Below are 14,710 nucleotides of genomic sequence, written 5' to 3'. Positions count from 1 at the left end.
GCACCATTTGGAGGTTAGGTACGCGAGATGCGTTTGTAAGAACCCATCGAACCGGCAACTTGGTGATGAGCCTCTTGGTTTTGGGCCGGCTATAGGGGGATGGGTTCATGCGGATAGCGGCGCGACGGCGGACCGATTGGTTGTTGTCACCCTATGCTCACGAAGGCCGACAGCGTCAGGCGCGAATTAGCGGCGAGTGGGTCGACGTGGTCGAGTGGGGCGAAGGTGAGCCTCTCGTGCTGATCCCCGGCCTGGCGGGTGGGTGGAAGCTCGTGGCGCCGCTCGCGACGCGGTTGGCCCGTCATTACCATGTGATCGTGCCGGGACTCCGGGGCGACCGCTTCCCGAGCGGTGCGCCCGCCGCGCAGGATATGGGCGACCTGGCCCACGACCTCGGCCTGCTCCTGGATCAGATGGGCCTGGAATTGCCGACCGTCTTCGGCGTCTCGTTCGGTGGCGCGGTGGCTCTGGAGTTGGCGGCATCGCAGCCGGGCCGGCTCGGTGCGCTGGTCCTCCAGGGGGTCGAGGCCAAGTTCCGCGTGAACTTGGGTGCCAAGATCGCCCGGCGCGTCCTCGAGCGGTTCCCCCTGCCGAGCGATAACGGCTTCGTGAATCAGTTCTTCAACCTGCTCCACGGCGGCAAGCCGGAGTCGAGCGCCCTGTCCGAGTTCGTGGTCGAGCGCTGCTGGGAGACCGACCAGAGCGTGATGGCCCAGCGGATCGGCCTGCTCGGCTCGTTCGACGTCTCGGATCGGCTCTGGAGCATCGACGTCCCGACCATGATCCTGGCGGGGACCCGCGACGTCATCGTGCCAACCTCGCGGCAGAAGGCCCTGGCGGCGTCCATCGCGGGCGCCCGCTATGAGGCCATCGAAGGCGCGGGGCATGTGGGCTTCCTAACGCACCGGGCCGAGATCTCGCAGAAGATCCGCGGCTTCCTGCGTTCGGTCCGGCACTCGCACTGCTGATGACGGCGGAAATGGGGCCGGGCCCGACGCCCGGCAACCTGATGAGCCTGCCCCTCGAGCGCGCCCTGCGGTGGGCGGCGGCGCGCCACGAGGGGCAGTGCCGCAAAGGGAGCAAGACTCCTTACGTCCAGCACGTCGTCGGGGTCGCTCTGATACTCGACCGACTCGGGTTCTCCGAGGAGGTCGTCATCGCCGGACTGCTCCACGACATCGTGGAGGATACCGAGACCTCCATCGCGGAGGTCGAGGTCGCGTTCGGCGCCGAGGTCGCCCGCACCGTCCGGGCCTGCTCCGAGGTCAAGAACGACGAGACAGGGCACAGGCGCCCCTGGATCAACCGCAAGCGCGACCATCTCGCCGAGCTTGAAAAAGCCCCGGCCTCGGCGAGGGCCGTGGCCCTCGCCGACAAGCTCCACAACCTCACGAGCATGCGACTCGACCTGCAGGAAGGGCGCCCCGTCTGGTCGCTCTTCAATGCCGGGCGTGACGACGTGCTCTGGTACTATCGGAGCGCCCTCGAGCGTTACGTCGGCGGCGACGACCGGCTCGACCGCCTGGCGTCCGAGTGCCGCATGATCCTCGAGACCCTCGGCTCGACCCCTCCGGGTTGAGCCGAGCCGCCAGGGCCTTATCCGTCCCCAACCGGCCTCAGAACGAGCCCGCGTCGATCGGCTCGGAGATGGCGGCGAGGTTCTCGAACCGCATGATGTTCCTCAGGAACGAGAGCTTCACCGTGCCGGTGGCGCCGTTACGATTCTTGGCGACGATCAACTCGGCGACGCCCGGCTGGTCGTTGGGGTCGTAGTATTCGGGGCGGTGGAGGAGCAGGACCATGTCGGCGTCCTGCTCGATGGCACCCGACTCGCGAAGGTCGGCCATGCGGGGGCGGCGATCCTCGCGGTTCTCGACCGCACGGTTGAGCTGCGAGAGCGCGATGACCGGCACCTTCATCTCGCGGGCGAGGGTCTTGAGCCGGCGGCTGATCTTGGCGATCTGCTCCTGCCGGCTGTCGCGAGACTCGTCGCTGTCGACGAGCTGGATGTAGTCGAGCACGATCAGGCCGAGGTCCGCCCGGCTCTTGAGCCGCCGCGAGTTGGCCGTGATCTGGAGCATGTTGCGCGAGGGGGTGTCGTCGATGAACAGCGGCGACTCCCGCAGCTCGTTGAAGCTGTTGCTCAACTGCGTCAGGTCGCGATGCGCGAGGTTCTGCCCCGTGCGGATCTTGTGGCCGTCGACCCTCGACCGGGCGCAGAGGAGCCGCTCGGCCAGCTCGACCTGCCCCATTTCGAGGCTGACGAACAGCACGGGGACCTTGAGTGCCAGGGCGGCATGTTCGCAAATGTTCAGCGCGAAGGCCGTCTTACCCATCGAGGGGCGGGCGGCAACGATGATGAGCTGACCTTGCTGGAACCCGCCGGTCATGTCGTCGAGGTCGATGTACCCGGTCCCCGTCCCCGTGACCGGCTGCCTCGACTCGGACCGGGCGATGATCCGGTCCATCGCGTCCTGGACGACGGAGCTCAGCTCGACGGTGTCGCCTTGCGTCTGGTCGTCGGCGATGCTGAAGACGAGCCGCTCGGCTTTTTCCAGCAGGTCCTCGGCCGTGAACGTGTCGGAGTAGCCGTCGCGGAGGATCTCGTTGGCCGACTCGATCAGCCGGCGCTGGACCGACTTCTCGCGGACGATGGTGGCGTGATACTTGGCGTTGGCCGCGTGGGCGACGCTGCCGAGGATCTCGACGAGGGCCTCGTGCCCCCCGATCGACTCGAACTCGCCGCGACGGCTCAGCTCGTCCGACAAGGTGATGACGTCGATCGCCTTGCCTTCGTCGTACTGGTCGCGGATCACCCGGTAGATGGCCTGGTGCGTCTCGCGGTAGAAGTCGTCCACCTTGAGCAGGGAGACGACGTCGTGCAGCACCTCGTTGTCGAGCAGGGCCGCCGCGATCACCCCCTGCTCGGCCTTGATGTTCTGCGGCGGCAGGCGGTCGGTCAGCGGCGTCTGCCCGCCGCCCTTGGACGACCGGCCGGGCCCCTGGCCATTCCCGTTGCTATTTCCGTTGCCGTTGTAATTGGAGTGGGGAGGCATGTTCCGGCGCGGCTCCGTGCGACTCGACGACCCCTGTCCTCGGGCAAAGATTGCCCTATTCCCGACGAGCGACCGGCCCTGCCGAGCCGCCCCTCTCTCGCGAAGGGGCGTCGAGAATCGACGGGGGTACGCTCACCCGGGAGGGCGGCCGATCTGTACAATCGTATCGGCAATCCCGGGCCTTGCCCATCAAAAAAAGCGGCGAATTCGAGGGGTGCGCGTGCCGAAGATGCGGGGCGAGTGGAATGGAATCGCCTCGCCTCCGGCCGAAAAGGGCCGGTGACGAGGCGTTGTGTCGAGCGTCGCCCGCACCTTGCTGTGCGGGCGGCCGATCGATCTGCGGGCCGGAGATCCGGGGCGAAGGAGGCCTGGGCTCAGGCGGTCCCTTCCTCGGTGTGGGTCGGGACGACCCACAGCTTGACCTCGGTGGTGACGTCCTGGCCGAGGTGCAGCTTGATGGTGTAGAGGCCGAGCTCCTTGAGCGGGCCTTCGATCTTCACGTGATCGGTGTCGATCGGGAAGTTGTCGGAGCGGAGGGCGCCGGCGATCTGTTCGGCGTTGACCGAGCCGTAGAGGTGGCCCTCGGCGTTGGCGTTCGCCTCGATCGTGATCGAGCGCTGGGCGATCTGGGCGGCCAGGTTCACCAGGTCGGCGCGGCGGGCCTCCTCGAGCTCGCGGAGGCGCTGGCGGTGCTTCTCGACGATCCGCAGGTTGTGCGGGGTCGCGAAGGTGGCGAGCCCTTGGGGCAGCAGATAGTTGCGGGCGAAGCCGGGGCGGACCTTCACGAGGTCGCCGGGCTGGCCGACGTGCGGGACCGAGTGGGTCAGAAGGATCTGCATCTGGCCGTCTTTCGACCGCGTCGGGTGGTTCCTGCGTCGCTCGACGCCGGGCTGCCTGACGGCCGGGACCAGCGGATTCGCCACCTTCGGCGCTGCTTCGGTCTTTTGCTTCGCCTTGGACGTCTTGGCCTTGACCTTCGGCTTGGCCTTGGCCGGTTTCTTGTCGGTCATCTTGGCCATGTCGTACTCACTCCTGAAATGAGGCGTCGCGAAGCGAAGGTCGATGTCCGCCGCTCGGCCGAGCCTGAAAAACCAAAAGCCTCGTCTCGAATGTCGATGTCGACTGTCGCGGATCCGACCTGGCCGCGTGGGTCACGACCCGCTCCGCCAGAGTCTCGTCGGTCGGCCGGGGTCACGGGAGCCTGCGGAGGGCCAACGCCCGCCCGCCTTCCCGTCCATCCAGCTAACTACCTCACCAGCGATCCCCCGCCCTGCCCTTCGAGACTCACGAAAGATCAGAACGGGATGTCTTCGTCGTCCGAATCCGCCTCGGCAGGCCGGCGGTTCGTGTTGTTGTTGTTGGAGGGAGTGAAGGCCCGCCCGCCTCGTGGTTCGGGGGCCGGCCCGCCTCGCCTCGGCTGCGAATCCCTGGCGGCGGGAGGGGCATAGCTGCTGCTTCCGCCGCCGTATTCGCCGCTGTCGCCGTTCGATCCGCCGTCCTTGCGGTCGAGGAACTGAACGCGATCCGCCTGGACGCGGATCTTCGATCGCTTCTCGCCGGTCGTCTTGTCGTCCCAGGTGTCCATCTTGAGGGAACCTTCGACGTGGACGCCGCTGCCCTTGCGGAGGTACTGGCAGCAGTTCTCGGCCTGTCGGTCCCAGACGGTCACATCGATGAACAGCGTCTCTTCCTTGCGGTCCCCGTCCTTCGACGACCAGGTCCGGCTGGTGGCCATCCGGAGGTCGGTCACGGCGGAGCCGCTGGGGGTGTAACGCAGTTCCGGGTCGAACGTCAGGCGACCCATGATAAACACTTTATTCAAGTCGGCCATCGACAAGTCCCTCCAAAGGACCAGCGGCAAACCGATCCGGCTCGAACCGCTCGTTGGGAGATAAACGCCTGTATCCTAACGAGCAACGTACCAGAACGCCAAAAGGCCCACAAGAGCCTCAGGGCGGAAACACCGAGCAGCACTCGGATTGGGGTAACGATAGGCCGGCCGTATCGGTTCTAGGGCGCTGATCGATCGCGATGCTTGTCGAAGCCTTCGCACCGAACGGTCAGGTTCAGTCGTCGCGACGACGGCGCCGGGGGCGTTCGTCGTGATCTTCCTCGCGGCCGCTCTCTTCCTCGACATTCGGGGTCGAGGTCATCGCCTGGTTGACCAGGTGGTCGACGAGCTTCGGGTGCACCTTGAGGATCAGCTCGCGGAGGACGAGGTCGCTCAGGTGGCAGTCGGCGACGATCTCCTTCAGGGCGGACGCGTCCGTCTTGAAGTAGGTCAGGAGGTACGTCCCCTTCTTGTGGCCTTCGACGGGGTAGGCGAGCCGACGCTCATCCCACTGCCGGCTGGCCACGATCTCGGACTCATGCTTGGTCAGGATGTCGTGGACATGCTTGACGGAATCGTCCCACGAGACGGCGACTTTCGCACTATCCAGCAGGAACATCGCCTCATACGTGTTGATAGCCAAGTCGCACTCCTCTGGGAAACCTCAAAAGTCGGGTGGATCGGTGTCGAAGTCGAGCCCGGTCGTCGCTTGCGGTCGTCCCGGGCCCTCGTCCTTCGAGGGGCCCTGGGCGGTTCGGCTCGGCCTGGTTCGCCCGAGATCCCACCGACCACTATTGGGAAGATGGTCCGTTGAATCGATTCATGGCGGCGGCCAGGCCCTGGGATGTCCAGACGGCCACGGCCTGGGAAGCGAGGATCAAGGCGTCGTCCATGAGGGGCCGTTCCGCGTTGCGGAACCGGCTGAGGACGAAATCTGCGGCGTCGATCGGGCCTCGGTCTCCGATCCCGATCCGGAGTCGGGCATAGTTGTCCGACCCGAGCTGGGCGGTGATGTCTCGGAGCCCTTTCTGCCCGCCGTCGGAGCCACCGCCCCGGAGCCTCAGCTTCCCCAGGGGGAGGTTGAGGTCGTCGCAGACGACGAGCAGGTCGGCCAACTCCAGCTTGTAAAACCTCAGGGCCTGGCCGACCGACCGGCCGCTGAGGTTCATGAACGTCTCGGGCTTCAGGAGCAGGACCCGGCGGAAGTCGATCTCGGCCTCGGCGAGGAGGCCGTCGAACTTCTTCGTGAACGTCGCCCCGGAGCCCCCGGCGGCAAGTCGGTCAATGGCTTCGAAGCCGATGTTATGCCGGGTCCCCTGATATTTGCTACCGGGGTTACCCAGCCCGACGACCAGTTTCCACATTCTCTAGGACCCCGACATCACCGCGAGAGCCGGGATCAGGCTCACTCTTCCTTGTCTTTCCGCTCGGGCTTGATGACCTCGGGCTGGGTGGCGGTCTCGCCTTCGCCAGCGGCGGGGGCCTCGGCGCCCGGCGTGACGACGTGCACCAGCACCAGGTCGGCGTCGGCGTTCGCCTTCACGCCCTCGGGAAGGACGAGCTCCTTCACGTGGATCGACTGGTTGAGGTGCAGGTTGCTGACGTCGATCCGGATCGAGTCGGGGATCGCGTTGGCGCGGCAGGTGACCGAGATGGCGTGCACCGGCTGCTCGAGGATGCCCCCCTCGCTCACGCCCGGGGCCGTGCCGCGGATGTCCAGCCGGACTTCGGTCTCGACCGATTCCTCGGCGCTGACCCGCGCGAAGTCGAGGTGGATGATCTCCTTGCCCAGGTGATCCCACTGGATGTCGCGGACGATGACCGTCTCGCTCGTCCCGCCCTCGAAGCTCAGCTCCGCCAGGTGGGTCGACTTCTTGATCATGTCCCAGACCGTGTCGCGAGGCACCGAGATCGTCACCACCGGCTGCTTGTGGCCGTAGATGACCGCCGGGATCTGACCCTTCGCCCGAAGCCGGCGCGAGACCCGGGATCCTGTCCCTTTGTTCTTCTGAGGGTCGCGTGCTGCGACCGCAATCTTGACCGCGTCCGCCATAAATCGCCTTTGCCTGACCCCGCCAACGAGGTCCTCAAAAGAAACAGGAGTAAGGGGCCGGGCTCCGCCCTTGGGGAATCCAGTCCCCCTGAGGCACCGGTGAAGTCCCAAAAATCAAAAATGCGGCCCAGCGGACCGCGCATCGAGCGATTATGAGAAAGCGACCCTGACGATTCAAGAGGAAACCGCGAAAAAACAAGGTGGTCCGCCGAGGAACCCGGCGGTCCGGCCTCGTCAAAGGTCGCCCAGACTCGTCGCCCGCGACAATCTCGCAAATTCGGGCCCGCGACGCCAGGACTCATCGCCCCGATCGACGCGCGATTGCCGACGGCTCGCGTCGCCCCCGGGCCACGCGAGCCGAAGCGGTTCATTTCCCCGCCCGCCGGAGTAGCAACCGAATTTCAGTCGAGCCTGCGGGCACGCGCTCTTCCTTGGCCTCGAGGAAGCCGTCCAGCTTGGCCTTCAGGTTGTACACCCCTTCGGAGAGCCCGTGGAAGCGGAACTGCCCCAGTTCGTCGGTGACCTTCCCTTCGAGGAAGTCGTTGTAATTGGTCTCCGAGCCGTTCGGGTGCGGCAGCTTGCGCTCGTTGAGGACCATCTCCGCGCCGACGACCGGCCTGCCCTCCTCGTCGACGACCTGGCCGCGAATCACGTCTCCCTGGGGCATGTCGACCAGGACCGTGTTCTCCGCGAAGCCCGGCTCGATCACCGTGAGCCGCTCCACCGTCGCCAGCTCCGGGGCGGTGACCCGGATCGCATAGTTCCCCTTGCCGATGTTGGGGAAGGTGAAGGAGCCGTCGGCGCCCGTCGCGGCCTCGCGCTTGTCGGCGGCCTGGAACATGAAATGGGCGTTGGAGAACATCTGCACGCTCGCCCGGAGCATGAGGGTGGCCTTCGCGTTGGGGACCGGCTGGCCGGTCGCGTCGATGACCTTGCCCGAGATCCTGGCGTCGGTGACCTCCTGCCTGGTCCACCCTTGCCAGGCCTCGTCGACGGCCTTTCTCATGTCGTCGCTGAACTCGGCGTGGTCGAGCGAGAGCGGCTCGACCTCGGGGCCATTCGGGGTCTTGAGCAGGCGGACCAGCTCCGGGATCAACTGCTCCAGGGGGATCTTGTGGATGACCCCTTCGCGGTCCACGAGGAAGGAGGAAATCTCGTTCGTCATGCCGAAGGCCTTGCGCATCGCGCCATAGTCGGGCTCGTGCGGACGGTCGATGGCGACCGGGTGCTTGATGTCCAGCTCCTTGACGAGCTGCCGCACCTCGTCCGGGGCATCGTGGGGCGTCATGATCGAGATGACCTCGAAGCCGAGCCCCCCATAAGTTTCGCGGAGCTTCCGGAGCGGGGCGAAGGCCTCGTGATTCACGCCGAGGGCCGCGAAGTCGAGCAGGACGACCTTGCCTTTCAGCCCGGCCCAGTCGAGGGGCGGCGAGTTGATCCACTCGACGACCTCGAACGCGGGGGCGGCCTTGCCGAGGCTGGGGGGCTCTCCGTGCGTCTGCACGCGCCTCAATGGGTCGAGGTCGACTTTGGGCCAATCGAACTTCTCGCGGAGGAGCTTGCCGACCTCGGGCCACCAGGGGTCGTTGGCATAGCTCGTCCCGGTCGCGAGGTCCCGGACGTCCGCGTTGGCGGGGAGCTTGAACCGGTAGTCTTCGTCGGGGAAGGTCCCGCCGGGCTCGCACCGTATGATCTGCATTTGTCGGCGTACCGCGTGTTGATTGAGTCGTTTGCCCGGCTCCGGAACCGAGCCCGACGTGATCCGGGACGGGAACCAGAGTCCCTGGTCTTTCTGGCGCAAGGCCTCGAGCTGATGCGAGAAGTAGACCCGCCCGCCCCGTTGATACGTCAGCCCTACGGCGAGATACGAACGTCGGGGCGAGACGACGTACTCCGTCCCCCATAAGATCCCATCGACGGTCGTCGACGTCTCGATCGTATAGCAGCGGACGCCGTCGACGGTCCTCTGCCCGATCTTGACGTCCGGCTTGTCGAGCATCTCCAGCAGGTTCTTGCTGGTGTGCCAGAATTTCTCCAGCGGCGAGCAGGATGGGCCGGAGAGGTCCGACTCGCCGAGGACGACCAGGTTGCCCTGAGACGTCCACCTGTAATGGCGAGACCCGTCGAAGCCCGAAGCCGTCTGCAGGGGCATGTTCTTCCTGGTCGAGTAGTTCGTCGTGATCGTGTCTTCCTCGACTCGCCAACGCCGCCCGTCACCCGCGTACTGGAACCGGCCGGGGAACTTGATCTCCTCCCCCTCGGTCTTATCGTCCTTCTTTGCCGCCGCGCCGCGAGCGGGTGGGAACGGCCCGCGCTCCTCCTCGAACTCGACGACGAGCAGCCCGGCCTTGTACCGCTCCTGCGACTCGACGATCTTCGCGGCCAGGTCCTTGGGTTTGATCTCCGGTAGCGGGGCATCATCCCCCACGGCTGCGGCCTCGGCTTTCCCCTTCGGCTCCTCGGCGAGGGCCGAGAAGCCGACGAGTCGCACCGAGCCGGCGGCCCCGAGCAGGACGAGGGCCAGGCAGGCACACATCAGCACCTGTCCTCGGCCGAGCGGCCTCGAGCCGAGCGATCGGCCGTCGAGGAGGCGTCGGATCCGGATCGCAAGGTCGGAGCCCCCGAGCAGCGACGACGCCAGGGCCGGCGGTCGGACCCCGACCGGCGCGAGGTCGAGCAGCCAGCGCGCATACGACTCGGGGCTCCCCAGATGCCCGGCGGCGATCTCGTCGCAGCGAGACTCGCGCTCGAGCTGCAACCGCCCGAGCAGCCAGTGGACCGGCGGATAGAACCAGGCCGTCGCCCGCCAGGCCTCGGCCAGCAGGCCGACCCAGTCGTCGAGGTTTCTCAGGTGGGCCAGCTCGTGCGTCAGGCTCGCCCTGCGTTGATCGGGCGTCATCGGGCAATTCTCCCGTGTCGGCCAGAGGATCGTCGCGCGGCGGAGCCCCGCGCACAAGGGCGCCTTGATCCGTGGGTGGATGATCAGCCTGACCCGTCGACGCAGCCCCAGCGCCTGCCTCGACGCTTCCATCTCGTCCGCAAGCTCGTGGGAAGACGCGACCGCCTCGCCCTCGGCGATCAGAGTGCGGACCCTCGCCGCGGCGACGATCAGCCTCGCGACAAACGCCGCGAACCCCAACGCCCAGGCCGCGATCACGACCGAGGCCCAGCGATTCCCCTCGCGCCCGACCTTCATCGTGACTTCCGTCGTCGAGGCCTCCACCATAGCCCCCATTGCGGGGCCTTGCTGCACGGCCTTCTCGTGCTCTTGAGGTTCCTCCCGCGGCATGAACGCGGAGTACCCCTCGAACCAGGAGACGAACCGTTCCCGAGACGTCTCGACCTTCCGTTCGACAGGCCTCGTCCCAACATCAACGCCGACGTTGATGCGTGCAAGGGCCTCGCTCCAGGAGACCTGAGGGCCGAGCAGGAGGAAGATCGGCAGCAGCGCCGCGCCGGCGAAGGTGGCCGAGCACCAGGCCCAGTATCGCAGCGCGACCCGCCGGGGTCGCGCGACCCCGATCCAGGCGGCGACGGCGAGGACGACCAGGGTCCAGGCCAGGAGCCAGTGCCCCGCCAGCTCGACCCACCGCCAGGTCTGTTCGTTCATCGCGATCATCGCGGAGGCCCCCCTTCCCGCTTCCTGATCTCGTCGTTGAGCTTCTCCCAGGCCTCGGGCGTCAGTTCCCGCCCCTCGGCCAGGCCCATCAGCAGGGCCTCGACCGAGCCGTCGAAGAACCGGCTCAGGAAGTCGCCGATCACCATCTTCGTCGTCTTCGCCCGCGCCACCTTCGCCGAGTACCGATACGTTTTCCCGTCCGCCTCGTGGCCGACGTATCCTTTCTTCTCCATGAGCTGCAGGAGGCTGAGGACCGTCGTATAGGGGATCTCCCCTTCTTCCCCGCCATCCAGCCGCTCGCGGACCTCGCGGACCGACAGCGGCCCCTGCTCCCAGAGGATCTTCAGGATCGCATACTCTCGCCCGCTCAGCGCGGACGGACTCTTGCCTGCCATGAGGAGGTTTCCTACGGACTTGAAGTACGCATCGATGGGTATTATTGGAAAGGGCCCGGCGGCTGTCAATCGGCCTTCCCCGATTTCGAGAGGTATGCCTCTTCAGCGAGCCCCGACTCAGCCCCGGATTGCCACGCCTGGCGGCTTCCGACCGCGCTCGATCGCCTCGACTTGCTGAGATCATGGCTCGGCGGTTCTTGTCATATCTGGATCGACGCAATGCCCCGAGTTAAGACCATCTACTCCGTGATTCGGTAGCTTAACCTATTGCCTGAAGCCCTCGATATTGGCTGCGCAAGGCACGCTTGGGACATGGGCCAACACTTTAACTGTGGGGTATTGTGGGTGGCCGCGATTGGGACAATCGTGGCTACCCTTGGGGGGTGGGCCGGCCGGGGTTTGGGGCAGCCCCATCGTCGTTGATGGGCCTTCATTTCGCCGGGAGAGATGGAGAGGGCCGCTGGTCTCGGCCGAGCTTATTGAGAGTGTGTGCTACGCATTGGCTTGGCTTGTTTTAAAGCCGTATTTTGGGAGATCGCCGATAGGCCTTGTGCGGACCTTCGACATCCAGCCTTATGTCGGAGCGTTGCCGATCCGCTTCGGCATGACGCGAGCCGAGGTCCATGCCCTCCTCGGTGCCCCTGATGACAGTTCTCCGCCGACACGCTGGAGTGGGATTTGCGATTGGTGGGAGGAGTATTGTCTTAACTTAGGATTCGACGAGAAGGAAACCGTCGCCCACTTTGGCTTCTCCCCAGGAAACTACGGCTTGCTGCTCTGCGGTTCGCCACTGTGGTCCGCATCCGAACACCCCGATCCCAACCCCTCGTTGCTCAGACTCGACCCGAATCCGATCGAGACTCTGGGATTTTTGATGTTCGATCAGCTCGGGGTCTCGACCTGCGGCTTTCACGACGACGACAGGGCCCAGAGGGGGCTCACCCTCTACCCTCGCGATGCGAACGACAAGTTTTTGGAGAAAGGCAAGGTGCCGTATCTTCGGCGATATCGGAGCGAGGGCTGATCTTGCGATCGTCGCGCCGTCGATAGCCACTCCACAGACCACCGGCCGCGGGACCGTCACGGCTTCTGGAGCAAGGCCTGCAGCTCGTCCTTGAAGCGCTGGCCGACCTCCGGGCGAGACATGGAGATATACGCGATCTTGCCGCGGAGCCAGGCGAGGTAATTGTCGCGGCCTTCGCGGTTCTGCTGGTCGAGGCCTTCGGTACGGGCCTTGTGGAGGATGGCGCGGATGCGGCGGATCTCGTCGCGGGGGACGCCGGGGCGTTCGTTGACGACGAGGCCGGTGACGGTCTGGGCCGAGTTGCGGCCGAGGACGCGCGACTTGGCCTCGTTCACGGCGAAGCCCTCGTCCTGGGCGATGCGGCGGATCCGGGCCATCAGGTAGCCGACCTTCGGCTTTAACTCGGTGTCGCCCGAGAACGACAGGTCGTCGGCGTAGCGCGTGTACGAGAGGCCGAGGCGCCCGGCGAGGCCCGTCAGGCGGCGGTCGAGGCGACGCGCGACCTGGTTCGAGAGCGAGGGGCTCGTGCAGGCCCCTTGCGGCAGGCCGCGAGGCCCCGTGGCCACATGGTAGGGCTGGCCCTCGTATTGCACGAGACGGCGGGGGCACTCGGTGCAGAGCAAGGCGAGGATCGTCGCCACCGCGGGCGAATAGCCGAGCGTCTCGAACAGCTTGCGGACCCGAGGGAACCCGATGCTCGGGAAGAAGTCCTGCAAATCCATGTTCACGACGAGGCCCCGCCCCGCGTGCTCCGAGGCGTTCGAGACGATCCCTCGCCCGGATATGAACCCATGAGCACAAGGCTCGACCGGCAGCTTGTTGAGGATCTCCAGCAGGACCCAGCGCTGGGCGACGGCAAGGCTCTTGTGCGGGGCGCTCAGGGTCCTCGTGCCGCCGCTCCGCTTGGGGACGGAGAACTGCACGTAGTGGGTCCGGGTCGCGACCTCGTTGTGGAAGGCGAGCCAGCGGAGCCTCGGGATCGTCAGGGCGAGGGCCTCGGCCAGCTCGGCGGGGGTACTGATGACGGGGAGGCCCTTCGACTGGAGCAACTCGACGTTGCTGGTGCGGTCGCCGAGCTTCGCGGAGACCCCGCGGCCGAGGAACCGGATGTCGGTGGCGAAGTCGCGCGATATCGCCTCCTCGCGGGCCCGCTTGCGCTCGGCGGCCTCGGCCTTCTTCCGGGCCTTGAGCCGTTCGCGGGCCTCGCGATCGGCGAGGATGGCCGCCTCGCCTTGCAGGACGGCCTCGGCCTCGACGGCGGACAGCGCGGGGCTCAGCCAGTCGTGCTCGATCCCGGCCTGATGGATCTCCGCGAGCTCCTCGGGGCTCAGCAGGCCGTTGGTGACGAGGGCGCGGTCGATCAGCCTGGTCCGGGGGTCGTCGGCCGGGGGGATCAGGTCCCGGCGCCCGAACCAGGCGTTGGCGAAGAGGTTCATCCCCTTCGCCTCGGCCTTGATCTCCTTGCGGGTGATCGGCAGGAAGTCGTCGGCGTCGAGGCCGAGCTCCCCTTCCTTGCGCGCCGCCGGCACCTTCGCGGCCTGGGCGGAGAAGTAAGGATCCTGCGTGGCCTCGGGGGGCGGCCCGGCGACGGGCGCGAGGGGCTCGGCGGCGGCCGGCGTGGGGGCGGGGGCCGCCGGCTCGCCCTCGGCGACGGGCGCGATGGGGGCGACGACCGGCGGGATCGGCACGACGACGGGGGCGTCCTCGGGGCGTGCGGGGGGCGTCGCGCGTCGGGGCTGGATCTCGGGGGCCTTCGGTTGCGGGCGCCCGAAGAGGAATTGCAGGAGTCGTCCCAAGAGACCCATGGATCGGTCATCCTTGATGGAGTGGGCGGGGCCGAGTCGGGGCCGGGATGCGGGCCTCGCTCGCGGTCGACGCGCTTCGACGGCCTGGGCTCGTGCCTCGGTTCAGGGGGCGGTCGACGCGGCCAGGGGGCGGACCCGGATGTTGCGGAAGGCGACCGGGCCGTGGTCGGCCTGGAGGAGGATCGGCCCTTCGGCCACCTCCTTCTGACGCCAGACGTGCCCGGTGGGGGACTTGACCTCGACGTCCTCGTGGATGATCTGCCCGTTGAGCACGACCTTCTCGAACCTGGCGTTGGCGACCTTCTTGCCGGCCTCGTCGAACCGGGGGGCGCGGAAGGTCACGTCGAGGGTCTGCCACTCGCCGTAAGGCCTGGCGGCGTTGGTCCTGGGGGCGTACCCGTCGTCGATGTGCTTGTAGATCGGCAGGAGCTCGGCGCGGGGGTAGATGCCGCCGCAGTCGCTCCCCGTGGCCGTCTTCGCGTCGTGGCTGTCGGAGATCTGGATCTCGTAGAACCCCTGGAACTTCACCCCGGAGTTCGACTTCCTCGGGATGAGGAACTCGAAGTGGGACTCGATGTCGCCGTAGCTCGCCTTGCTGAACAGGTTCGTGGTGCGCCCGATCGGCCCGTTGACGAGGATCCCCGAGCCCGGCGTCGACGCCAGCCGGTTCAGGTTCTTCGGATCCGGCTGCACCCCCCCGACGACCTCCCAGGCCCCCGTGGGCGACTTCCAGGCGTCGAGCGGCGAGAGGTCCACCCACCCCGGCTCCGCCCCCGAGGCCAATGCAGGGGCGACGCAGAGCCAGAAGAACGCGAAGGCCCGACCACGGCCAGAGGACGACGCTTGCATCGATCCCACCTCGCTGATGACTCGACCGATCGAACCCTCGGACGACCTCCGACGATCGAACTCGGCTCGATGTTAAAA

General features: G+C 66.7%; 13 protein-coding genes. 3 read left to right on the top strand and 10 right to left on the bottom strand.

The features are described 5' to 3' along the window. Positions 1-140 precede the first annotated feature (140 nt). Entirely contained in the window at positions 141-968 is an 828-nt protein-coding gene (locus tag ACOYYX_RS35290) for an alpha/beta fold hydrolase (RefSeq protein ID WP_422927346.1), read from the top strand. A gap of 11 nt (positions 969-979) precedes the next feature. Continuing rightward, a complete protein-coding gene (locus ACOYYX_RS35285) occupies positions 980-1,579 on the top strand; it encodes an HD domain-containing protein (RefSeq protein WP_422927345.1) in 600 nt (199 codons plus the stop codon). 37 nt (positions 1,580-1,616) lie between these two features. On the opposite strand, the gene dnaB is transcribed toward ACOYYX_RS35285, so the two are convergent. The 8 genes from dnaB to ACOYYX_RS35245 all read right to left on the bottom strand — a co-directional run bounded on the left by dnaB (position 1,617) and on the right by ACOYYX_RS35245 (position 10,954). Continuing rightward, positions 1,617-3,056, bottom strand: coding sequence for a replicative DNA helicase (gene dnaB / locus ACOYYX_RS35280; RefSeq protein WP_422927344.1), 1,440 nt, complete (start codon positions 3,054-3,056; stop codon positions 1,617-1,619). A gap of 374 nt (positions 3,057-3,430) precedes the next feature. Next, positions 3,431-4,075, bottom strand: a complete 645-nt coding sequence (gene rplI, locus ACOYYX_RS35275) for a 50S ribosomal protein L9 (protein ID WP_422927343.1) — start codon at positions 4,073-4,075, stop codon at positions 3,431-3,433. 275 nt (positions 4,076-4,350) lie between these two features. Beyond that, a complete protein-coding gene (locus tag ACOYYX_RS35270; RefSeq protein ID WP_422927342.1) occupies positions 4,351-4,887 on the bottom strand; it encodes a single-stranded DNA-binding protein in 537 nt (178 codons plus the stop codon). Positions 4,888-5,122: 235 nt separating this feature from the next. Next, complete coding sequence (gene rpsF, locus ACOYYX_RS35265; RefSeq protein WP_422927341.1) at positions 5,123-5,530, bottom strand: 30S ribosomal protein S6; 408 nt, start codon at positions 5,528-5,530, stop codon at positions 5,123-5,125. A gap of 148 nt (positions 5,531-5,678) precedes the next feature. Next, the gene (gene pth, locus ACOYYX_RS35260) at positions 5,679-6,251 is read right to left on the bottom strand and encodes an aminoacyl-tRNA hydrolase (protein ID WP_422927340.1); all 573 of its coding nucleotides are present in this window, start codon (positions 6,249-6,251) and stop codon (positions 5,679-5,681) included. Between the two features lie 41 nt (positions 6,252-6,292). Next, complete coding sequence (locus ACOYYX_RS35255; RefSeq protein ID WP_422927339.1) at positions 6,293-6,940, bottom strand: 50S ribosomal protein L25; 648 nt, start codon at positions 6,938-6,940, stop codon at positions 6,293-6,295. Positions 6,941-7,307: 367 nt separating this feature from the next. Continuing rightward, positions 7,308-10,559, bottom strand: a complete 3,252-nt coding sequence (locus tag ACOYYX_RS35250) for a M56 family metallopeptidase (protein WP_422927338.1) — start codon at positions 10,557-10,559, stop codon at positions 7,308-7,310. Continuing rightward, the gene (locus ACOYYX_RS35245) at positions 10,556-10,954 is read right to left on the bottom strand and encodes a BlaI/MecI/CopY family transcriptional regulator (RefSeq protein WP_422927337.1); all 399 of its coding nucleotides are present in this window, start codon (positions 10,952-10,954) and stop codon (positions 10,556-10,558) included. Before ACOYYX_RS35245 ends, ACOYYX_RS35250 begins: the two co-directional genes overlap by 4 nt. Positions 10,955-11,441: 487 nt before the next feature. Here ACOYYX_RS35245 and ACOYYX_RS35240 point away from each other — a divergent pair, with 487 nt between their 5' ends. Further along, on the top strand, positions 11,442-11,978 hold the full coding sequence (locus tag ACOYYX_RS35240; protein ID WP_422927336.1) for a hypothetical protein: 537 nt from the start codon (positions 11,442-11,444) through the stop codon (positions 11,976-11,978). Positions 11,979-12,034: 56 nt separating this feature from the next. On the opposite strand, the gene ACOYYX_RS35235 is transcribed toward ACOYYX_RS35240, so the two are convergent. Continuing rightward, positions 12,035-13,783 carry a reverse transcriptase family protein gene (locus tag ACOYYX_RS35235; protein WP_422927335.1) on the bottom strand — a complete coding sequence of 583 codons (1,749 nt, stop codon included), beginning with the start codon at positions 13,781-13,783 and terminating at the stop codon, positions 12,035-12,037. A gap of 102 nt (positions 13,784-13,885) precedes the next feature. Then, positions 13,886-14,632, bottom strand: a complete 747-nt coding sequence (locus ACOYYX_RS35230; RefSeq protein ID WP_422927334.1) for a 3-keto-disaccharide hydrolase — start codon at positions 14,630-14,632, stop codon at positions 13,886-13,888. Between the last annotated feature and the right edge of the window lie 78 nt (positions 14,633-14,710).

The sequence above is a fragment of the Singulisphaera chitinilytica genome (genome assembly GCF_049331405.1).
Classification (GTDB): domain Bacteria; phylum Planctomycetota; class Planctomycetia; order Isosphaerales; family Isosphaeraceae; genus PoT.
The sequence above is the reverse complement of the archived record's forward strand: the minus strand, read 5'-3'. Positions and strand labels throughout refer to the sequence as shown.

What these genes read in the sequence shown, in the direction of transcription:
- ACOYYX_RS35285 (WP_422927345.1), top strand. Translation starts at nt 980, where the DNA reads ATGGGGCCGGGCCCGACGCCCGGCAACCTGATGAGCCTGCCCCTCGAG.
- ACOYYX_RS35255 (WP_422927339.1), bottom strand. Translation starts at nt 6,940, where the DNA reads ATGGCGGACGCGGTCAAGATTGCGGTCGCAGCACGCGACCCTCAGAAG.
- ACOYYX_RS35230 (WP_422927334.1), bottom strand. Translation starts at nt 14,632, where the DNA reads ATGCAAGCGTCGTCCTCTGGCCGTGGTCGGGCCTTCGCGTTCTTCTGG.
- pth (WP_422927340.1), bottom strand. Translation starts at nt 6,251, where the DNA reads ATGTGGAAACTGGTCGTCGGGCTGGGTAACCCCGGTAGCAAATATCAG.
- ACOYYX_RS35235 (WP_422927335.1), bottom strand. Translation starts at nt 13,783, where the DNA reads ATGGGTCTCTTGGGACGACTCCTGCAATTCCTCTTCGGGCGCCCGCAA.
- rplI (WP_422927343.1), bottom strand. Translation starts at nt 4,075, where the DNA reads ATGGCCAAGATGACCGACAAGAAACCGGCCAAGGCCAAGCCGAAGGTC.
- ACOYYX_RS35245 (WP_422927337.1), bottom strand. Translation starts at nt 10,954, where the DNA reads ATGGCAGGCAAGAGTCCGTCCGCGCTGAGCGGGCGAGAGTATGCGATC.
- ACOYYX_RS35270 (WP_422927342.1), bottom strand. Translation starts at nt 4,887, where the DNA reads ATGGCCGACTTGAATAAAGTGTTTATCATGGGTCGCCTGACGTTCGAC.
- ACOYYX_RS35250 (WP_422927338.1), bottom strand. Translation starts at nt 10,559, where the DNA reads ATGATCGCGATGAACGAACAGACCTGGCGGTGGGTCGAGCTGGCGGGG.
- dnaB (WP_422927344.1), bottom strand. Translation starts at nt 3,056, where the DNA reads ATGCCTCCCCACTCCAATTACAACGGCAACGGAAATAGCAACGGGAAT.